The 20,873-nt window shown below is 55.0% G+C and carries 15 protein-coding genes and 1 pseudogene; 6 read left to right on the top strand and 10 right to left on the bottom strand.

The genetic code is table 11. The features are described from left to right. The first annotated feature begins 19 nt into the window (after positions 1–19). Positions 20–1,420, top strand: coding sequence for a class II fumarate hydratase (locus tag FrondiHNR_RS05235; RefSeq protein ID WP_279354190.1), 1,401 nt, complete (start codon positions 20–22; stop codon positions 1,418–1,420). A 74-nt stretch (positions 1,421–1,494) separates the two neighbouring features. Here FrondiHNR_RS05235 and FrondiHNR_RS05230 read toward each other — a convergent pair whose 3' ends face one another. The 3 genes from FrondiHNR_RS05230 to FrondiHNR_RS05220 form a co-directional block, all read right to left on the bottom strand. Next, complete coding sequence (locus FrondiHNR_RS05230) at positions 1,495–1,770, bottom strand: DUF3039 domain-containing protein (protein WP_279354189.1); 276 nt, start codon at positions 1,768–1,770, stop codon at positions 1,495–1,497. Positions 1,771–1,834: 64 nt separating this feature from the next. Beyond that, positions 1,835–3,409: a hypothetical protein gene (locus FrondiHNR_RS05225; RefSeq protein WP_279354188.1), complete on the bottom strand. Its 1,575-nt coding sequence runs from the start codon at positions 3,407–3,409 to the stop codon at positions 1,835–1,837. Beyond that, on the bottom strand, positions 3,385–4,632 hold the full coding sequence (locus FrondiHNR_RS05220) for an ABC transporter ATP-binding protein (RefSeq protein WP_279354187.1): 1,248 nt from the start codon (positions 4,630–4,632) through the stop codon (positions 3,385–3,387). Before FrondiHNR_RS05220 ends, FrondiHNR_RS05225 begins: the two co-directional genes overlap by 25 nt. Before the next feature lie 391 nt (positions 4,633–5,023). On the opposite strand from FrondiHNR_RS05220, the gene FrondiHNR_RS05215 reads away from it, so the two are divergent. The 3 genes from FrondiHNR_RS05215 (at position 5,024) to FrondiHNR_RS05205 (ending at position 7,341) form a co-directional block, all read left to right on the top strand. Next, the gene (locus FrondiHNR_RS05215) at positions 5,024–5,719 is read left to right on the top strand and encodes an NTP transferase domain-containing protein (RefSeq protein ID WP_279354186.1); all 696 of its coding nucleotides are present in this window, start codon (positions 5,024–5,026) and stop codon (positions 5,717–5,719) included. A 122-nt stretch (positions 5,720–5,841) separates the two neighbouring features. Beyond that, entirely contained in the window at positions 5,842–6,576 is a 735-nt protein-coding gene (locus FrondiHNR_RS05210) for an ABC transporter permease (RefSeq protein WP_279354473.1), read from the top strand. Next, positions 6,577–7,341, top strand: a complete 765-nt coding sequence (locus FrondiHNR_RS05205; protein ID WP_279354185.1) for an ABC transporter ATP-binding protein — start codon at positions 6,577–6,579, stop codon at positions 7,339–7,341. 84 nt (positions 7,342–7,425) lie between these two features. Here the strand turns inward: FrondiHNR_RS05205 and FrondiHNR_RS05200 are convergent, their stop codons facing one another. Further along, on the bottom strand, positions 7,426–8,946 hold the full coding sequence (locus FrondiHNR_RS05200) for an IS1634 family transposase (protein ID WP_279352517.1): 1,521 nt from the start codon (positions 8,944–8,946) through the stop codon (positions 7,426–7,428). Positions 8,947–9,065: 119 nt separating this feature from the next. On the opposite strand from FrondiHNR_RS05200, the pseudogene FrondiHNR_RS05195 reads away from it, so the two are divergent. Next, positions 9,066–9,380 (top strand): annotated as a pseudogene (locus tag FrondiHNR_RS05195) (ABC transporter ATP-binding protein); the annotation flags it as partial. On the opposite strand, the gene FrondiHNR_RS05190 reads toward FrondiHNR_RS05195, so the two are convergent. Beyond that, positions 9,377–10,600 (bottom strand): CDP-glycerol glycerophosphotransferase family protein, encoded by a 1,224-nt coding sequence (locus FrondiHNR_RS05190; protein WP_279354472.1) that lies wholly within the window; start codon positions 10,598–10,600, stop codon positions 9,377–9,379. The pseudogene FrondiHNR_RS05195 and the gene FrondiHNR_RS05190 overlap by 4 nt on opposite strands. Positions 10,601–10,708: 108 nt before the next feature. Here FrondiHNR_RS05190 and FrondiHNR_RS05185 point away from each other — a divergent pair, with 108 nt between their 5' ends. Continuing rightward, entirely contained in the window at positions 10,709–11,782 is a 1,074-nt protein-coding gene (locus FrondiHNR_RS05185; RefSeq protein WP_279354184.1) for a glycosyltransferase family 2 protein, read from the top strand. Here FrondiHNR_RS05185 and FrondiHNR_RS05180 read toward each other — a convergent pair. From FrondiHNR_RS05180 to FrondiHNR_RS05160, 5 genes are all read right to left on the bottom strand, one after another. Continuing rightward, positions 11,756–14,728, bottom strand: coding sequence for a CDP-glycerol glycerophosphotransferase family protein (locus FrondiHNR_RS05180; protein ID WP_279354183.1), 2,973 nt, complete (start codon positions 14,726–14,728; stop codon positions 11,756–11,758). The genes FrondiHNR_RS05185 and FrondiHNR_RS05180 overlap by 27 nt on opposite strands. Positions 14,729–14,997: 269 nt before the next feature. Next, a complete protein-coding gene (locus FrondiHNR_RS05175; protein WP_279354182.1) occupies positions 14,998–16,674 on the bottom strand; it encodes a trypsin-like peptidase domain-containing protein in 1,677 nt (558 codons plus the stop codon). 95 nt (positions 16,675–16,769) lie between these two features. Further along, on the bottom strand, positions 16,770–17,642 hold the full coding sequence (locus tag FrondiHNR_RS05170) for a carbon-nitrogen hydrolase family protein (protein ID WP_279354181.1): 873 nt from the start codon (positions 17,640–17,642) through the stop codon (positions 16,770–16,772). Further along, positions 17,608–18,231 (bottom strand): DUF308 domain-containing protein, encoded by a 624-nt coding sequence (locus FrondiHNR_RS05165; protein WP_279354180.1) that lies wholly within the window; start codon positions 18,229–18,231, stop codon positions 17,608–17,610. Before FrondiHNR_RS05165 ends, FrondiHNR_RS05170 begins: the two co-directional genes overlap by 35 nt. Positions 18,232–18,352: 121 nt before the next feature. After that, complete coding sequence (locus tag FrondiHNR_RS05160; RefSeq protein WP_279354179.1) at positions 18,353–20,671, bottom strand: LPXTG cell wall anchor domain-containing protein; 2,319 nt, start codon at positions 20,669–20,671, stop codon at positions 18,353–18,355. Positions 20,672–20,873: the final 202 nt, after the last annotated feature.

The raw sequence follows: 20,873 nt of genomic DNA, 5'->3' as shown, positions 1-20,873 counted from the left end.
AGATAAGGATGTCACGAAAGTGGTTAGCAACAACGAGTATCGCATTGAGCACGACACAATGGGCGAAGTACGGGTTCCCAAAGACGCGCTCTACGGCGCTCAAACGCAGCGCGCCATCGAGAACTTTCCCATCTCAGGTTCAACGCTGGAGCCCGCACAGATCGCGGCTCTCGCCCGCATCAAAAAAGCCGCAGCCCTGGCAAACGCCGAGCTCGGTGTCATTGACAGCAACATTGCGCAGGCCATCGCAGAGGCCGCGGACCGGGTCATCACCGGCAGCCTGGACGCCGAGTTTCCCATCGATGTTTACCAAACGGGCTCCGGAACCTCCTCAAACATGAACATGAACGAGGTGCTCTCCCGATTGGCAACCGACTCCCTCGGCTCTCCCGTTCACCCCAACGACCATGTGAATGCCTCACAGTCCTCCAACGATGTCTTCCCCACCTCGGTACACGTTGCCGTGACCGGAGCCCTCATCAACAACCTCATCCCGGCGCTCGAGTATTTAGCCCTCTCCCTGGAGAGAAAGGCTCAACTCTGGAAAGACGCGGTCAAGACCGGCCGCACCCACCTCATGGACGCTACCCCGGTCACACTGGGGCAGGAATTTGGTGGATATGCGGCACAGATTCGCCTGGGGATTGAGCGGGTCACCTCCACGCTATCCCGCGTCGCAGAGGTTCCTCTGGGTGGTACGGCGGTGGGAACCGGTATCAACACCCCCACGGGCTTCCCGCAAAGGGTTATCACCAAGCTTGCCGACGATAGCGGACTACCCATCACCGAGACCCGTAACCACTTTGAGGCCCAGGCCAATCGTGATGCCCTGGTTGAGGCCTCCGGAGCGCTCCGTGTTATTGCGGTGAGTCTTACAAAGATTAACAATGATCTGCGCTGGATGGGTTCTGGCCCCAACACCGGGCTCGGGGAGCTCCATATCCCCGATCTTCAGCCGGGTTCCTCCATCATGCCGGGAAAGGTTAACCCCGTTGTTCCCGAGGCAGTACTGATGGTTGCCGCCCGCGTCATCGGAAACGACGCCACCATCGCCTGGAGCGGTGCGTCGGGGCTGTTTGAACTCAACGTAGCCATACCCGTCATGGGCACTGCACTGCTCGAGTCGATCCGATTGCTGGCAAGCTCCTGCCGTGTTCTCGCAGACAAGACAATCGACGGTCTTCAGGCCAATCTGGAGCACGCCCGCGCCCTGGCCGAGTCTTCACCATCGATAGTTACACCCCTCAACCGAATTATTGGATACGAAGCCGCCGCAAAAATCGCCAAGTACTCGGTGGCTCAGAAAATCACGGTTCGAGAGGCTGTTGTGGCTCTCGGCTACGTGGAGCGTGGTGAGGTTACAGAGGAACAGCTAGATACAGCCCTCGACGTCACCAAGATGACGGCACCCGGTCTCTAGAGCATCACGCAGGCCACCCGTGTGTTAACCCGGGCGGGAGAATTTTCAACGATGAAGTCTCCCGCCTCGCGAAGCTACTCTCCCGGTTTCATCTTTTCGTAGATTTTTTTGCAGTCCGGGCACACCGGAAACTTTTCGGGATCTCTCCCCGGAACCCATTTTTTACCGCAGAGGGCACGCACCGGTTTACCCGAAAGCGCAGATTCCATAATCTTGTTCTTCTTTACGTAGTGTGAAAAACGCTCATGGTCACCGTCGTCGTTGCTGTGTTGGTTCAGAAGTTCTTCGAGCTCACGATCCAGCACATCAGTGCCACCACCCGTAAGAGGCTCATTTCCTAGTTGACTCATGGGAACAAGTTTACACCGTGCACCAGCCCGCACCCTGAGTTGTAAAAGCCTTCCCTCTCCCCTACTAGTCTGCTGTCTCTGTAAAGGCAAGCAGTTCCGTAGATCGGTTGTCAAAGATACGAGCGCCGCCGATCAGGCCCGCCGCAAAAACGGTTCCCCCGATGGCCAGCGCCGCACCCAGAGACCAGAAATGATAAACAGGGTTTACCAGAAGCCCAATCACCATCAGAGCAACGGAGGGGAAAATAAAGATAATCGTGAGCAGCAGGCTTAGGAGCTGGGCAAGCACTGCGCGCGAGCCGACCGATTGCGGCTGCACAAACGGGCTATCGCCCGGGCGGGTGGCAGCGTAGGGAAACAAAACGGAAATGACACTGGATACTCCGGTTCCCACAAGAAGAATTCCGATGTTAACACCGATAATTGCGGGGAGTATTCGCCAATCGCCAGAGAAAAGCAGCGTGATTATGCTTCCCAGCCCAACCAGCGGCGTTCCGAAAAGCAACACGGGCAATAAACGTCCACGTCTATCATCGATACCGCGTGTTGCGCTTGAAACGTGTAGCCACAGCGCGGTGCTGTCCATGGCGACATCGTTGTGTACGGAGAATGACAACAGAAGGCACAGTATCGGCAGGGGAACAAGAACAACGTAGTTCCAAGGCATAGTTGCCACAGCGAGAGGAACCATAATAGCAAACGGCACTAGTGGAAGAATCGCTAGCGGTACCCGATACCGGGGGTCACGCATCCAATAGGTCATGCTGCGCGCCCCAATAACCCCCGCGGGAGTTGGACTAACCCGTTCAAACCATCCCATTCCCACTCGGACAATTCCAGGTCGGGCGGGCCGCGTGATCCTGGTCATCATGACCTGGACGAGGAGCCGCCAGAGCACAGCCAGGATTACAACGTACCCCGCTGTGATAATCAACTTACTGTAGGCAACATCGGTGTTGTGTTGAACCAGCTCAAAGGGGGCGCTAAAAGCAGCTCCCAGAGGCGTCCAGCCCAGATTCTGCGCAATGCTATCAAGTATGGGCTGCCCTGCCCGAGACCAATCGATGGTAAAAATCACAAAGATAACGGGCAAAAGACCAAGTAACAATACGGCGGCGATAATGTTCAGAAAGTCCCGAGCACGCGCAGAGTAAAAAACAAAGGTTGAGAGAGTACGCATGAGTCGGGCCGAGAGAACCGCCGCGCACAACGTCAGAATACTGCCCAACACAATAACCACAAAAACCGCGGGTTCTCCGCGCCAGATCATTAAATAACCGATGTGTCCCAGGAGGAGCAATGCGGTGGGAACGCTCAGGAAGCTGGCAAGTCCCAACCCTCGGGCTACAGAACCTCTCGAAACGGGATACTGAGAAAACTGTCGCGGATCGAGGGCGGCACCCCGCATAAATAGAGGGACAATCAGGGAGAGCCCCAGAACCAGAGACCCCACTACTGTGAGCAGTTGGGGGAAATCATGAAGGATTTCCTGGTTACGATTCAACCCCAGCCATAGAATCGTGCCAGCGAGGATAGCCCCAATAAGAGTCCACGCGGCAAGACGACCAAATCCCTTATGCTTACGGTGAAATGAATTGGCTAGGACGCTGAGTCTTAACCGGAGAATCCGCGTAACCATTCCAACCCTTCTGTGGTTTCGTCGGAACCGGTAAGCCTGGTGAATCTGTCCTCCAGGCTTATCCCATCGCGCACCGCATCAACAGTTCCCGAGGCAACGATGTTTCCCTCGACGATAATTGCCACATGGTCGCATACCCGCTGAATGAGATCAATGCTGTGACTAGAAAGGAGCACACTCCCTCCACCCTCCACGAAGATCTCAAGCATTTCGGTAACAGTTGCGGCAGAAACAGGGTCGATGGACTCAAACGGTTCGTCAAGAACAAGAATGCGAGGGGTATGAATCATCGCGGAGGCCAGGGCAATCTTTTTCTGCATACCGGCTGAATAGTCAGACACTTGACGGCCCAGTGCGTTCTCCAGGCCCAGTGCGGCCGATAACTCTGCTGCCCGCTCGCTCACCCTATCTGGGTCAAGCCCATGAAGTATTCCCGCATAGTACAGAAGCTGGGCCCCAGTGAGCTTGTCAAAAAGGCGCAGCCGGTCAGGAAGAACGCCAACAAGGCGCTTAGCCTCTAGGGAGTCTTTCCACATATCGTGTTCGAGAATCGATACTGTTCCTGAAGTGGGCTTTAAGAGTCCTGTGATCATTGAGAGCGTTGTGGTTTTACCCGCACCGTTTGGACCGACAAAGCCGTAGAAGGATCCTTCTTTTACGTCAAGATCAATTCCGTTCGCAGCAAATACAGCACCGTATCTTTTGGACAGGCCACGTGCTTTTAGCATGACGGGACTCGACTCTACCCGTGTAACCCTTTGACGGATACGCTCCATCCCTTGAGAGCTCTCTACCCGAGAATCATTGCGCGCCTGCGCCGATAGCTCAGCGGCACCTGTAACAGCCCCCTCTCGGGTTTCCTCTACGGGTATTGATGCGGCGTGTTTGCCGGTTTCGGAAGCTGTTGTGCCGCCTATTGAGGCAGCGTTCTCCGGGGCGCTGGCTTCTGAAACTCTTGGAGTATTTTCTTCGGGCGGATTCTCGCTTGCAATCGATGCAATTGACAAGGAGTCGTTAACCTCCCGAGCTGACACAAGCTGTTCGATAAAATCAGGTTCTTCCCCCGAGGGGCCCTCTGGGGGCAAGGCCGGGTCAGAGATTCTCGATGAGGCGGCTCGACGTTGTGGACGACGTCCACGGTAGCGAGAACGCTGAGAGGGCACCACGTTATCACCATTGTGTGTGGGAGAGTCGGCTTCTTCTCGCTCCCGTGCGTCTTCCAATACCTTTAGGCCTCTTCTATATCTGTGATTTGGTTGTTTTTCTGAATAACTGTTCTACTACATCAAATTGCGTCCGTCAAACGGGCACTGTCGCCAAATGCTCTGTTATTCCGAGGAAAATATCATCGGATAGAGTCTGACGAAAACACAGCAACCACTCAGCAAATTTACCAAATCGAGCGATCCTTTGCGAGGATATCACAGAGGTTTAACAAGAACCCTCCATTTATCACAAATTGGCCACAGTGGTCACTTTAAGCTGACTATTCAGCACGACGTTATGTAGTCTTTTACGAGCACGGAGGCACTATTATCGCATCCGTTACCCTTCTGTCACCAAAATATACTCCAGGGCAGGCGGGACACCTAAAACTTCGAGTGGGAGAAAAACGTGAGTCTTCAGATTGTCATACTCGCTGCTGGCATGGGAAGCCGTCTGGGACGCACTCTTCCCAAACCGCTCACGGAACTGAGCGACGGACGCTCGATCATGCAACAGCAACTCGATAACATCAACGAGGGCTTCGGCCCAGGAATTCCCGTTACCGCGGTCGTGGGTTACAAATCCGAACACATTGTGGAACGCTTCCCCCAGCTGAACTACGTTTACAACGAGCAATACGACCAGACCAACACCTCCAAAAGCCTCCTGCGCGCACTGCGGGCCTCAAACAAGGGCGGTGTGCTCTGGATGAACGGTGACGTCGTCTTTGACCCGATCGTGCTCCAGCGCGCAGCCTCAATTATTGTCAGAGATCAGTCAATGGTCACGGTTAATACCTCCTCGGTATCTGATGAAGAGGTGAAATACACCGTCACCGCCGAGGGCTTCATTAAAGAACTTTCCAAAACTATCCGTCAGGGCGCGCTTGGCGAGGCCGTGGGTATCAATTACATTTCCTCCCGCGATAAAGCAGCTTTCATGCAGCATCTTGCGCGTGTACATAATGACGATTACTTCGAACGTGGTCTAGAGTTAGCAATAGAACACGATCGCGTACTATTAGAACCGATGGATATCTCAGATCTCTATGCTGTGGAGGTCGATTTTGCGGAAGACCTAGAAAGAGCAAATCTCTTCGTCTAGTTTTTCTGTAACACCTGTGGGGTATCCCCACTATGAGGAACCCATTGAGCAAAACCGCAGACACTGAAAACGCCGCGGTTGGTCACTTATTAGCCCACCGATTACGCTATTGGCGACCCCTTATCCTGCTCACCAAACGCGACCTCAAGGTACGATACGTAACCTCCGCGCTCGGCTACCTTTGGTCGATTCTTGACCCCCTGGTCATGTCTTTCATCTACTGGTTCATCTTTACCCAGGTTTTCCAGCGAGGGGTGGGAGAGGAACCTTATATAGTGTTTCTTCTCGTCGCTCTGCTCCCCTGGGTCTGGTTTAATGGAGCGGTTTCCGATTCCACCCGCGCATTCCTCCGAGATGCCAAGCTGGTTCGTTCTATTTCTCTCCCCCGCTCTATCTGGGTCAACCGAATCGTTGCCTCAAAGGGAATTGAGTTCCTTCTCAGCCTCCCCATTCTGGCGCTCTTTGCAATCTTCAGCGGGGCTCACGTCAACCTCAATCTGCTACTCTTTCCACTCGCGATTGTCCTCCAGGCCGCATTGTGCGTTGCACTTGGGCTACTACTGGCACCCCTCGTGCTCTTTTTCCGCGATCTTGAGCGCGCCACAAAGCTCATACTTCGCTTCATGTTTTACGCTTCCCCCATCATCTACAGCACCCAGAACCTGCCGGAGTCGCTACACAGTTGGGCGGCGCTGAACCCCCTCAGCGGCATCTTTTCGCTCTATCGCGCAGGGTTCTTCCCCAAACAGCTCGACTGGTTTCTTGTGGGAGGATCAGTCCTCATAACGACTATCCTTCTCGTGTTGGGGATTCTTGTTTTCCGCCGCACCATTGGTACTGCTTTGAAGGAGCTCTAGATGGGTGATCAGCATAGGGGGAAACCGCAGGCAGCGCCGCTGATAGTTGCAGAAAACCTCGGGATTCATTTCAAGCGGAACCGTCGGCGCCGTCGCAACTTTAAAGACCTCTTTGCCGGGGCCACCCGGCGGTCCCGACCCGATGAGTTCTGGGCGCTCCGAGACGTCAGCTTTACGGTAAATCAGGGCGAGGCAATTGGTGTTGTTGGACGCAATGGAAACGGTAAATCTACCCTGCTTAAACTTGTGGCGGGGGTGCTTCTCCCCGACGAGGGCTCTGTAAGAGTGCACGCGGGAGTCGCCCCCCTCATTGAGATTACCGGCGGCTTTGTGGGTGATCTCACAGTACGTGACAACGTTTATCTCACGGCGGGTCTGCACGGACTTACACACCGTGAGGTCGACAAGCTCTTTGATAAAATCATTGACTTTGCAGAGCTTAGCGAGGTCATCGACACACCGTATAAACATCTTTCGAGCGGCATGAAGGTGCGCATCGCGTTTTCAGTTGTGTCGCAGCTTGATGAACCCATCTTGCTCGTTGATGAGGTGCTAGCGGTTGGTGACAAAGCATTTCGCGATAAGTGTCAGGTCAGGATTCGAGAAATGCTGGACGAGGGTAAGACGCTCTTCCTGGTCTCGCACAATGAACGTGATCTCACCAAATTTTGCACAAGGGGCCTCTACCTGGACAAGGGCACCCTCGTAGCGGATGGAGCAATAACAGATATCATCGCTCTGTATAACGCAGATAACGCGCTTTAGGATCGATCGTTCCAGCTCTGCCAATCATCAAGTATTCTTTCGATCGCCGCGTGAAAACGCCGTGTAGAACCTGAGTTGACCGGTTTAGTGCCCCGCGCCCGAGTCACCGAGCCGGGTCAATAGCTCACGTACTTCTGCCGGTATCGCGGCTGGAACAATATGCTCCACACCCTCGATCCTGATCACCCCGTCTTGTACCCGGGCAAGTTGCTGCACGAACTTCTTCACCGATACCCCGGTTGCTTCTTGAATATGCCGTGAGACCGCGATCGCGCAGAACACAACCGTGAGATGCGCCTCGATCTTCTCCCGATGCCGGTGATAGATCGGCCTGGCTTTGAGGTCAGTCTTCGCCATCCGAAATGACGCCTCAACATTGAAGAGCTGATGGTATGCATCAATCACCCTCAGCGCGCTCACCGTTAAGACAGGTAGATTCGTGACATACCCCTTGATCCCCGCCCGCTGCCTAGCCGATTCCACCAAAACCTGATCAATGCTCTTGGCTGCGCCACTGATCTTCACGAACCGACTCTTTTTCACAGGCGTGGTCCCGGCAACGACCTTTTTCGCTTTCTCGAGTTGTTTCTCGATATTACGCAGATCCAGACGGGCACGTTTCTCACGGTACTGATACACCACCCGCCGTTCACGCCGCCTTTCACCTTGACCAAACCACTGTCGACACTCAAATACCTGCCCGTCACAGAGTTCAGAACCATCGTGTTGATACTCGGTAACCTCAGGTGGAGTCTTCGCGATCCGGGACCCCACAATGAACGAGTAACCAGCCGTCTCTAACGCGAGAAGATTCGCTGCGGAGAGCATACCTGCGTCACACACAACACTCACCGTCACCTCGGGATGCTGCGCCCGAAACCTGTCGAGCACGGGCACGAGAGTGAGCGTTTCAGCTGTGTTCCCCTCGAACGAATGTAACTGCAGCGGGAACCCGTGTTCGTCAACGAGAAGCCCCAGCACGATCTGGGGTTCGAGCCTGCGTTCTTTGGAGAGACCAGGCTTGCGATACTCATCCTCTTGCTCGACGTAGAAGAACAGTGTGGTGACGTCGTAGAGCACCAACGTGAGGTGCTCAGTCCCCCGGAACGCGACGCAGGCAGCAGAGAACTTATCACGATAGTTGCCCTTCGCGGCCTGGTTCAATGACCGGTGAATGCCACTATACGAGGGCGCTTTGAGTCCGAGATTATCAAGGATACGGATCGTATCGAGTTTGGAAGAGGGCTCGATGATACGCGCGATCACGAGGTCACGAAATACCCGATCGTTCACAGCATCAGTGAAACCAAGCCGGTCGTAAACGCTGACGAGAGTGTCGTAGAGCACACGCGAGTAAGAGTGCTGCATCGTGATACGCGGCCCGGCAGGATCGGCTGGGGTATCGATCTGGAGTTCTGTCTGACCGGTAGCCTGAGCGCGTTCCCTGATGCGAGTTTTCGCGGTCTGGACCATGAACTCGAGTTCCAGATCAGTGTGCGCGGAACCGATATGTTCAATAATGCTGCGCACCCCGCGCGTTTTCGACACGATCTGCACCGCGGTCGCACCTGACCCGGTTTTCACACGGCGTACGTATTCACCCATGAAACCAGGGTACAGACACCCCCCTTAGTGCCCCGACCGTGCTGCTACTCTCGCGTAAACAAGCCATTCCCCGAGCCAAAATAGGCAAGACCACCAAAAAACGGTCAACTCAGGAGGTCATCGACACACCGTATAAACATCTTTCGAGCGGCATGAAGGTGCGCATCGCGTTTTCAGTTGTGTCGCAGCTTGATGAACCCATCTTGCTCGTTGATGAGGTGCTAGCGGTTGGTGACAAAGCATTTCGCGATAAGTGTCAGGTCAGGATTCGAGAAATGCTGGACGAGGGTAAGACGCTCTTCCTGGTCTCGCACAATGAACGTGATCTCACCAAATTTTGCACAAGGGGCCTCTACCTGGACAAGGGCACCCTCGTAGCGGATGGAGCAATAACAGATATCATCGCTCTGTATAACGCAGATAACGCGCTTTAGGATCGATCGTTCCAGCTCTGCCAATCATCAAGTATTCTTTCGATCGCCGCGTGAAAACGCCGTGTAGAAGCACCAGGTGTAATGTCGCCAAAATATCGCTCGGACCACCAGAGCAGCCTCTCCTGAGCGTCAAGATCGTTAAGTAGCTTGTCGACACGATAGATCACCTGGGGCGCCTCCGAGGCTTCTAACCACTCACACTGTGAAAGGTATCCTTCAGAGTCAACCACAGCCTCCGCAGAAACCGGGCGGGTTACGAAAATTGGTTTGCCCACCGCAAGCCTGTCATAGATCATCGCGGAAATATCAGTAATAACGACATCGGTGCGGGAAAGCTGCCAGCCGATCTGTGCGCTCTGGTCGTAAACATGATGGCTATCTGGCCGTATCCGGTTTGCCTCCTCAATGAGGCTAACAATTTTGGCGTGCGCCTCTCGATACTCGACACTCACAACACCGCTTCTGGGGTGAGGACGGTAGATCAGTCGATGTCTATCGCTCTCGAGGATCTGCGTAGCCAACTCTACTCCGTGGCTCACAATTGATCCGTATGTCGCGGCTGGCCGGTCCCCCTCCCAGGTGGGGGCGTAGAGAACGCTCACCCGACCATCACTCGGATACGGAACTTCGCCGTCGTAGTGGTCTATTTGAGGGCGTCCAATGGGGATTGCGCGCGTATCGAAATCGTAATTCCACAGGACGCGTTCCAGCCGAGCACGCGCAGCACTACCCGCTATAAGACTGTAATCATAAGCCTTAAATTGATTAGTGGTCATATACATTTTATCGCTCTCACCGTGATTGATAAAAACATGCCACATACGCCCGTAACGCATCATCTGGAAGTTTCGGGTGTTTTGATTAACGTAGAGAACGATACGAATGTCCTGGTCTTTCACAATCTGCTCAAGATCGGACACCTGTGGCGCAAACGCAACGGTCAAGCTTGTTTCTTCGATAATCATGCGCGCCCCACCCGCGCTGCGTGCAATAATCATCACCGGCCACTGCTCTGCCAGCACAGCTAACGGCCTATACCACTGCCTCATCTGATATAGGTTGACCCGATCGTCAGCAAAATAGACGACAATCTTAAAATGCTGAGGCGGCGGCGCACCCCGATCTCTTAAAAGCTCAAGTGTCTCCCTGCGATCCCGACGACGTTTTATCACGCGCTGGACAAGCTCAATCGTTCGCCTCAGATCATTCACTATGTTCATCTTTACCAGGGTACCGAGACCGTGGAGAAGTAGCCTTTCCAAGTATCACTTTGGTAGCGAATCGTGATGCGGAAACATAATCTCAGCTGTTCATGGCAAAATCGAGTAGTGCACAATAGCCAGACACCACCTCGGGATTCCTCACTACCCACCACCCTGCCGGGAGTGAGTTATATCGTGCCTGTTCTTAACGAGGAAAAATATATTGCGGCCTCTGTCTCCGCTATCCTCCTGCAGGAATATTCTGGCCCCAAGGAAGTTATCCTTGCTCTTGGCCCTTCCACCGACAACACCAACAAAATCGTTTCGTCTATTGCCGCCAACGACCCCCGAGTCATCCTTGTCGATAATCCCGGTGTCGACATTCCTGTTGGCCTCAACCTTGCGATTAATCGCAGTCAATACCCCATCATTATTCGAGTAGATGCCCACTCGGAACTCAGCAAAAACTACACACACGACGGCGTGCACTCACTTCTCACACGAGACGTAGCCAATGTGGGCGGAATCATGCACGCACAGGGAAGAACACCGTTTCAGCAGGCCATAGCTCGCGCCTACAACAGTCCGTTTGGGCTGGGAGGTGGGGCCTACCACGGGAGCAGAGAAGCAGGACCCGCTGAATCTGCCTACCTCGGCATTTTCCGTCGTGATGTACTTTTTGAGGCGGGACTCTACGATGAGAGTATTCGCCGAGGTGAAGATTGGGAGCTCAATCTTCGCATTCGTAATCTTGGCTATACCGTCTGGTTTGACCCTGACCTTCGAGTGACCTATTGGCCGCGTGATACGTGGCAGCACCTGACCAAACAGTTTATTGCCACCGGAACCTGGCGGGCAGAACTCGTTCGACGATACGGCGGACGTAATCCCTGGCGCTTCTTTGTTCCCCCGGCGCTCGTACTCACCTGGTTTGCGTGTGTGGTACTGGCTCTACTACAGGCCACGGGAATCGTCTCGGGCATCCCCTCGCTCCTCGCCAGTGCACTCTACCTGGGACCCCTGCTCTATGTGTGCGCCCTGCTTCTGGTGTCGCTCAAGATATCGGGCCCGCTCACCCCCCGCGACCGCCTCTACACGCTGGTGGTTTTTGCGACCATGCACCTGAGCTGGGGGGCGGGCTTTCTGATCGGCTTGATACGCGGCGGGCAACACTCAACCGACAGATCCCGACTTGGATAGCGTAGGCGGGTAGGGTAGATACCCGTCATCGAGCAGTCGTGTAACCACGCGCTCGGCGGCGTGACCATCGTCGTACGGATTAAACTCACGCCGCCACGATTCATAACGCTTGGCATATTCTGGGTACCACTGTTCTGGAGAACGAATTGCCGCAAGAAGTTCTTCCCGAGTACGTGTGAGAGGTCCCGGAGCGCGTGACTCAAAGTCAAAGGTAAAACCACGTTCGTCGCTCTTATAGTGGGCAAGATCGGGAACGTAAAAGACCAGGGGCTTGCGCGCCACAGACGCATCAAACATCACCGAAGAATAGTCGGTCACAACAATATCGCTCGCGAGAATGAGGTCATCAAGTCCCGGATAGCGTGACACATCAATGATTCTGCGATCTCCCTCGTATCGACCGTACTCGTGAGTTCGGCTATGCCCACGAACCAGGATCGTCCACTCCTCCCCCAGTTCACGACTCATCTCGGCTAAACCGATGGTGTCTACCAGCTCGGCGGAACCGTCTCGCCAGGTGGGGGCATAGAGAACAACCCGACTCTTTAGCGGGATGCCCAACGAGTGCCTGGCTTCTTCACCATCGCGTGTCACCAGGCTGTCGTTACGGGGGTAACCAATCTGCCAGATCGCACCGCGAAAACGATACGATCGACGAAAGACACGGGTGCTGTGTTCATTCTGCGAGAGTAATATATCCCAGCGACGGCTCTCTCTGATAATAGCTACGGCCTGTCTGGGACCTACATGCGAGCGGTCCAAAGCAAGACGCTTGAGCATGGTACCGTGCCAGGTTTGCATCACGGTCTGGTGGGGGCGAGGCTTCCACCTCTTACGCAACCAGTCGTTCACCACCAGCAAACGAGCAGAGGCACGCACTCTCCACCACTCCTCGCTCCCTTCCACCAGGGCGATGGCTCCCTCCGGTATCGCGACGGAAAGGTCACGAACACTCCAGTATCGCGTGATGTGGGGAGCTCGCTGCGCAAGCTCACGATCAATAGCCGCAGGGTTACAGGTTGCCACCCTCCCGTAGAAGCTCTCGAAGAACACCGCGTCTTCGACGCTTATCGGACGAGATCGATAGCGAGCCTCACGCTGGGTCTGAACCGTCTCCAGGAGTTCATCTGGAAACACCGGTGGACCAATACTGATAACCACCGCGGCGTTGGGCGCTGGCGTACAGGTTACCGAGCACCACTCCCCCACACTCACCAACGTATCGGGCTTGGCATCAATCCCAACCCAGGTGAGCGTTGTATCAACGGGGGAAGGGCCTGACTCATCCCCGAGGGCTAACAACCCGTACTCTCCACTGGGTGGTGGCAACATTTTAGAGGGGGAATTTTTGTCGCGGATGACCTGTGCAGATATCGTTGTGGGTGAGGAAGTAAGCAGCTCAATCCGGGCTTGCCACGTAATCCGGTCACCGTCAAACGGTTCCAGGGCAGTAATCGAACCCGGTAAATCCGCCTGTTGTCCGGTGAGGACAAGAGAGCGTGGCACCAAACCCGTGGCTGATGTGCCACGAACAATAATGGCGGGAGGCTCGTCCCTGGAGGAGGGGGTGATTGATAAAACCTGAGTTTCGACAGGTGAGACAAAGGCACTGCGCTCATCAGCAGCAACCCTGTTGTTATCTCTCGCCTGAGGTTTTGTGACGGGCTTCGACGGGGGAAGCGGGGTCGCCGTCAGGTTTGGCAGTACGGAGGCGGCTCGCCGGGTGAGCACCTCGTCGAGCACCCGCCTAGCGCTCAGAGCATCCTCAAAAGAAAAGTATCGATACGCTAGGCGTTTGGAACGCGCGCACGCTGCTTCCCACGCATTCGCATGTGAATACAGCGTGTCTAGCTGTTCGCAGAGACCGTTCCAGTCGCGAGAGTAGCTGCCCTCGCTGGTAAGCCGATAGGGCTCGTAGAAGCCACGCGAGCGCTCATAGGACACGAGATCTGGGGCAAACCAGAGGATCGCTCCCCCGGTGAGGGAGAAATCGCAGGCGATTGAAGAATAGTCTGTGATGACGGTGTCATACGCGGGTAGCACCGGAGTAATGTGACTCAGCACTTCTGCCCCCAGAAGGTGCACACGAGAGCTCCGCTGCGTACCGCGTCTGTAGTCCCCTTCTCCAAGCGGATGAGAGCGCACAAGAATACGCAGATTGTGTTTTTCTGCGAGGAGTGCAAGCTGATCCCATTCTCTATCCGAGGGCGAGACCGGATCGGGATCTCCATCACGCCAGGTTGGAGCGTATAAAACTAACGATTCCTGACCTAGGGTAAGCCCCAAAACTTTTTCGATTGTTTTACGCGCTCGGTTACGCCGTGTTGCCGCATCTGCATAAAAAAGAACATCGTTGCGGGGGTCACCCGTGATCGTCACCTGCTCAGGTGCAAGCCTAAAAGCTGATCGCATGCGTGTTGCCGCTAATGGTGATGCGGTGGTCAAAAGAGAGATCGAGCGTGTGCTTCTTCCGTAGAGCCCCGTGATGATTCGCTGAAACGGCCAGGGTAAGCGGAGTTGTGTAGTCACAGGAGAATCAAGGTGAAGTTTTTTAAGCGGGATACCGTGCCAGAGCTGAACGAGGTAAGATCCCATCACCCCGTAGCGGTTCACGTCGCCAAAACCGTGAGTAACCACACACGTTCCCGCCCGCACGGTGTACCACCACCCGCGAAAACTATTGCGCGATAAGGTTCGAATGCCCAGGTTGCGAGCTTCACGTCGATGTTCCGCCCCGTGTGTCAGCCAGACAAGTGAGTGCTCCGGGAAGCGCTGCTCAATCTCCCGATAAATTTCCAGAGCACCCTCGCCGATACCGGAACCACAGCCAATGACCCAGCGATCCATTGATCGGGGTGTGAGCCAGCGCACGGGTGCGGTGAGGGCGAAGAGGGGAAGGGAAGCAAGCTTGCGCAGGTTTCCTTGATTGAAGGTAAACCGTGCCACTCATTCCTCACATTCGTTGTTGATCTAGCGCCCGAAGAGCATCCCGTGCGTTTGACAATACCGTATAGCTAATAACTATTTCCTTGGAGCGAGTCATCAAGGAGCGCGGTGCGCAGCTACCGGACACCCGCCGAAAAACCCGCTTCCGAGCTTTCACACTGCGGAAGCGGGTTTTCACAGGCTCTGGGGTTAATATCACGCCCAAAGCGCTGGGAGTTTTTCGCGCCCCCTAGAAAACGTATGCCTGAGGGGCTAAATGAGGCGAGCAGCTATTGGTCGAGCGTTCCCAAGGTGACCTCGGTCGTATGGGTATTACCATCACGAACGTACTCGACCTCGGCCCTGCTGCCACCGGGAAGATAGCGAACCTGCGCGGTGAGATCGGTGCTATTGGTAATGGGAATACCGTTGAACTTTACGATCGTGTCGCCGGAGCGAAGCCCAGCAGCCGCTGCCGCTCCGCCTTCACTCACGTCTCTCAGGGTAGCACCCGCCACCGTTGCGTTGGCATCCCGGCTAGAATCCGTTACGGTTGCGCCCAGCAGTCCGTGCGATGTTGGTTCGCCCGAAATAATGCTGTCGGCAACTCGCTGAGCCAGGTTCGACGGGATTGCAAAGCCGAGGCCGACGCTTCCTGCGGTACTGTCTTCAGCGGCTGCAGTACTTGCAATGGCAACGTTAATACCAATGAGCTTTCCTTCACTGTTGAGCAGCGGGCCGCCCGAGTTGCCGGGGTTGATGGAGGCGTCCGTTTGAATAACGGGAAGCGCAACGTAACTCACGGTACCGGAGGAACGCGGGACTTGTCCGGGAAGATCAAAGTTCCACGGGCTGCGGGGATCTGAGGGGTTCGGTTCTTGGTTCTCCGGATCGGTGGGAGTAGTGGTGGTTCCCACCGTGATACCGCGGTTTAGTGCGCTGACCACACCGCTCGTGACGGTTCCGGGGAGGCCAAGTGGCGCTCCAATGGCAACCGTCAGATCGCCCACGTTAAGTTTTTCAGAGTTGGCAAACTCAACTGCGGGAAGGTTTGCATCTTCTACCTTGATGACCGCAAGGTCGGCCATGGGGTCTGTTCCCACAACCGTCGCGGGAAGGATTCGACCGTCGCTCGTATGAACGCGTATGGTCATTCCTTCTGCGCTTTCTCCATCAAGGGTTATCACGTGGTTGTTGGTGAGTATGTGCCCATCATCATCAATCGCCACGCCGGAGCCGCTGCCCGCGTTGCTGCCGTTTGCAACCGAAATAGTGACCACACTCGGCATAACCTCAGCGGCAATTCCTGTAACAACCGAGACCTCGTCGGTATTGTTTACGGTTATCGTCTGGGGTCCGTTCTCACCACGTATAACGGTGTCGTTTTGGGCACTTATAGCGGCGGTGATTCCCGCACCGGAAACTCCACCAATCAGAGCGGCAAGCGCGATTCCTCCTACCACCAGGAATGATCGGCTTGTCTTTCTGGGAGCGCTCGGAGATGTCGTCGCAGCGCCAGCTCCAAATGCCGCCCCCTGTGGGAACTGCCCCGCTTGTGGGGTACCGAACGGGGGGGCCTGATTAGGTTGAGGAGGCTGTACACCCGCGTAGGTTCCAGAAGCCTGGACTCCGGGAGCGTGAGTCCCCGGAGCGTGAGCGCCAGGAGCGTAGTGACCGGTTTGCTGCGGAGCGGACTGTGGGGACGGGTGAGTCTGATTTCCATAAGGCTGTTGATTAGTGGGGGCGGGTTGCTGCGAGGCGGGTTGCTGCGTTGCGTTCCCCGATGATGCTGCCTGTTGGCTTGCGGGGGGTGCTGACTGTGCCGTGGTCGGCGCAGCGGGGACCTCACCTGATGCTGGAACGGGACCTGGTGCCGCTGTTTCTGCGGAAACAGGCTGGTCTCCGTGAGGTTGAGGTGATTCTGGGTTTTGCGATCCTGGGTTCGTGGGATTCTCTGGTGTATTCATTGATTGCTCCTTCCGCACAATGACAGGATGCTTCGTATGGCTATGTATTCTATGTGAACGCGCTGGGTACGGTCTGTTTATTCTCTTATGGGATGCTATTTATCAAACTCCGCAGATTGCACACTAAACCTTCTCAGCGCCAGCGCAGGGTTTATCTTACGAACACTGTTGAGGGTTTCTCGGGATATTTCGGCTCGAATCGCTCCCTCACTATACTCAATTGTTGCCAGTGTTTGTCCTCGGGGATCGATGATCGACGTGTTGCCCACTGCGATTGGCGGGGTGTGGTTGGCTGCTGCAATATAGACGGTGTTTTCAATGGCGCGCGCGGCAAGCAGCGTTTTCCAGTGGTGGGTTTTAAAGTCTCCCGCAACCCACTCGGCAGGGACGAGGACAAGCTCTGCTCCTCCATCAACAAGCCAACGAGTGCTCTCAGGAAAGCGCAGGTCGTAACAGGTTTGCAGCCCTACCCCCAGATCCTCTATCCAGAAAACGGGAGGTTCAGCGATGTCCCCGGGAAGTATCCACTCGCTTTCACGCTGTCCAAAGGCATCATAAAGGTGTACTTTGCGGTAGCTCGCGACGATCTCTCCACGGGGGTTGATCGCAAGCACCGTGTTATAGCCGCGATTGCTCTCCCCCGGAATACTTTCGATAAACCCAAACACCATATAGATATCGAGCCTGTGTGCCGTATTGCGCAGGGCCGTTACCGAAGGGCCAGCAACGCTTTCTGCCCGAGTCACTGTTTCTCGGCTCATTCTTGGGGTGAAGTGCAGGGAGTATTCAGGAAAGAGAACCAGCTTTGCCCCTTCTTCGGCGGCACGTTCAGTGAGGGAGATAATTTTTGTCAAATTATCAGCAAGCTCTGGGCCCGGGCTAAACTGCACAGCCGCTACGGGCACGGTGGTAATCACGTCGACGGGGAGAAGGTCACACCGCATTTGTGAAAGTTTCGCCGAGTTCACGAAGCTCACGACGCACTCGCACAGCCATAAAAGTGAGCACCAACCCCACAATCAAGGCCCAAAAGCCTGCGACCCAGACAAGTGCCTTAACCGCGAAACTGGGATTAGAGACCACCAGGATGGCGAAGATAATACCGAGCACCAGGGTGAGTACGCTCGAGACCATTCCCCAACCCCACACAGAGTTATACCGGCGGGAACGAAAGGCGCGAATAGCGCCGTACACTCCGGCAAGAAGAGCGAGGATAATCATTGTCCAGACTATGACCGACCCAACAATAGCCGCGCTCCACGTCGGTAAAATCACGATGAAGACTCCGGCAAGAGTCGTCACAATTCCGCGGGTAAAGCCCCATCCCCAGCCGGGGATATTCTGCCGCCGCACAATTGTTCCCACCGCGATAAACACCCCGTCTATAATCAGGTAGATGCCGATAATCACGGCAAGCACGCCGGCCACCACACCCGGAGAACTCAGTGCGATGATTCCAAAGATAATCGCACAGATCCCGCGAATCAGGTAGAGCCACCAAATGGCATTGATCCCTGATCTGACCGAGCGTGCGTATTCCTCCGCGGTACCAGACATGATGCCCTCCTCCTGAACTGAGTATGATGGTCGACGTGTTGCCAATCATTTCTTGGCTTTAACTATATGCTCCTGCTTCCGCATATTTCAAACACTAAAATATATATTCTTAAATTTATCCTTAGCGGCTCTTGCGCAAGCTTTTTCGCCTCATAAAGACGACAAAACCAATCCCCGTGACAATCATCATCCCGCCAGTCACTAAAAACGAAAGAGCGTCTTCTCCCGTTGTTGCTAGTACGGGTGGGCTGCTGACAATGGTGGCTTCAGAGGGTGTACCACACTCTCCCACACTGATAACTCCGGTCTCCTGAGTACGCTTGTCGAGCCAGGTGAGAGTCTCAACCCAAAAATATGTCCCTGCTTTCTGTGTTCTGTAAGGAGCACTCACATAGTCGCCCGTAGACCCCACCGCGAGGGGTTCTTGCTCCGTACGAAAGACCCTGTTATCAGGTTCACATCGAGGAGGGTGCCCCGAGGTTTTTACGCCGTTTCCTTCCTGTAGAAAAGCTTCAAAGCTCAGGTTAAGCAGAAGGTCTGGATTGGTGGGCATTATCCCGCTGACGGTGGCAACGTCTGATATCTCCTGAGAAACAAGCGCCTCCGTGGTGGCTTGCGTCACTACTTGTGGCCACTCAAGCTTCACTGTCTCCGCCGGAACCCCGTAATCATCGCACCAATCCTCTATTAAATCTTGATAGCTTTCCAGCTGTAGCTCTGAGGGGATACACCACTGAACCGTAACCCACCCGACACGATAGGGGGTGGTGAGAGGAGAGCTCAAAACCTCTTGGAGACCCAGAAGTGTCATTGAGTAGGTACCCACCACCTCTGTGCCGTCCGGTGCCGTTTGCGAGCGTTCGGGTTGCGACTCACTCCAATACGCGGTTCCCTCCAGCGTAACGGGAATTATCCCGTCCCCGCTTTCGAGCCATCCCCCGCTTTCTGTTCTCGGGATAATAGCATCGGAGACCTGGGTTCCCGGAGCCACCATCGCAGCGTCAAGTTGTGTATCAAACCGCACGCGCATTGGAGTGACCTGGGTTTCTTCGACGAGTCCGTAATCGTGCTGATAAAAGTAATCGGTGGGTAACGCCTGAACACTGCGGGCATCCTGTTGCTGATGGGCATCAACACCACAAACATAGGTGTAGTAACCGGTTTGCTCAGCCACCCCATCGAAACTAACGTCCACGGGAATCTTCCAGGGCTCTGCGGGAGATTCTTCCGTACTCATAAGAATCTTCTTACCGAACACAGGAGCATCGGGATCGGGCAGCGAAGACTGCGTGGGCGGAGAAAGTAGCGGCCCATATGCCTGACACCACAGAGTTATGGGAAGATAATTGCCACTACTGAGCCGTCTCCAGGGAAGACTCCCCGGGGCTAAAGACGGATAAAGAGTATCGGTGAAACGTTCACCTCTCTCAACGATGACCGTGGGAACCTGCGTCTGCACAACCGGGGAAAAGCGCAGATCACGAGGCTCACCGGTTACGGTCAGTGAAAAACGATAATCTTCAAGAGCAGAACTCGGGGTTCCTATGGTTTGGCCCCTCGGCGGCGTGACCCACAGATTAATGTGATCTCCCGGCCTACCGGGCATGGTGAAGGTTCCGGTCAGTGTCGTGGACACCGTTGAGAGCTGCTCGTCTGTTGGCATATAGGTAATCGAGTATCGTGAGCCGCTCTCGGCCCCGGTTATCGAGGGGCTTCCGGTGGCATCAAAAACAGCCCCGTCGAGAACAAGCGTCCCGCGCGTGCCAGGGGCAAGGTCTTTGACACTCACCCATCCACGATCATGCCCCGCATCGTGGGGTTCAACGCTCAATAATCCGTGTGGCTGCATCGGCACGGGCGTATAGTTATCTGCCGCCCGGGTCATCATGTCACGCAACTCAAAAACCCTGGCGCGTATATTGGGATCGGATAAGGCTTGAAAAACATACGGGTGGCTATCCGAAAAATCTGATACCTGAGCCCCCTGAGACTGCGCATGCCTCGACCAGATGGTTACAGCAACCGCGGCCGCTTGCACCGGATCTGCTGTTTGCCCCCAGGTGGTTACAACATAGTTAATTCGAGAGATCTCAAGCTCTCCCCAACCGTTAAAGGAAGATGCAGGACCCTGGTTAGTGGTTGCCCAAGCGGGATTGGTCGGTCCGGGTTTACCCCACTCCAGGCAATAAGCAATGCTTCCATCCGGGGCAATGTAGCCTCCAAAAATGCTACGGCCACCATCAAACCCAAACCCTGGCCCCAAGATCGTAGCCGCTTGAGCAGGTGATGAGAGCGTAATGCTCCCAGCCGCCAGAAAGACCAGGGAGAGAAAAGAAATAAATACGGCTCGCAGAGAGGCAAGTTTTTCGGATGGGGGCTTTCCTAATTTTAGTTGCCGCCGGAGATGATTTCTATTGATATTCTCACGTGCCCTGGTCATTTTTCTTCCTTTACTAGCCGATTCCTTACTCAGTGCAGTGTCCGTGTACTTTGCTCCCCACCGGGGTAGCACCCCGCGCGGGCTACTCACCCACTAGATGTGGCTGCTCTTCTTGCAAAAAGCTGCTGTGGTGTCACAGACACACACCGATCATGACCGATACGATGGCGCGGAGCAGCAGGCACTCTTGCCGCTGTAGATA

Origin of the sequence: Lysinibacter sp. HNR, assembly GCF_029760935.1 — a bacterium.
GTDB lineage: Bacteria > Actinomycetota > Actinomycetes > Actinomycetales > Microbacteriaceae > HNR.
This window is presented reverse-complemented; position numbering and strand designations above follow the sequence as displayed.

What these genes read in the sequence shown, in the direction of transcription:
- FrondiHNR_RS05230 (WP_279354189.1), bottom strand. Translation starts at nt 1,770, where the DNA reads ATGAGTCAACTAGGAAATGAGCCTCTTACGGGTGGTGGCACTGATGTG.
- FrondiHNR_RS05225 (WP_279354188.1), bottom strand. Translation starts at nt 3,409, where the DNA reads ATGGTTACGCGGATTCTCCGGTTAAGACTCAGCGTCCTAGCCAATTCA.
- FrondiHNR_RS05205 (WP_279354185.1), top strand. Translation starts at nt 6,577, where the DNA reads ATGGGTGATCAGCATAGGGGGAAACCGCAGGCAGCGCCGCTGATAGTT.
- FrondiHNR_RS05200 (WP_279352517.1), bottom strand. Translation starts at nt 8,946, where the DNA reads ATGGGTGAATACGTACGCCGTGTGAAAACCGGGTCAGGTGCGACCGCG.
- FrondiHNR_RS05190 (WP_279354472.1), bottom strand. Translation starts at nt 10,600, where the DNA reads ATGAACATAGTGAATGATCTGAGGCGAACGATTGAGCTTGTCCAGCGC.
- FrondiHNR_RS05175 (WP_279354182.1), bottom strand. Translation starts at nt 16,674, where the DNA reads ATGAATACACCAGAGAATCCCACGAACCCAGGATCGCAAAACCCAGAA.
- FrondiHNR_RS05165 (WP_279354180.1), bottom strand. Translation starts at nt 18,231, where the DNA reads ATGTCTGGTACCGCGGAGGAATACGCACGCTCGGTCAGATCAGGGATC.
- FrondiHNR_RS05160 (WP_279354179.1), bottom strand. Translation starts at nt 20,671, where the DNA reads ATGACCAGGGCACGTGAGAATATCAATAGAAATCATCTCCGGCGGCAA.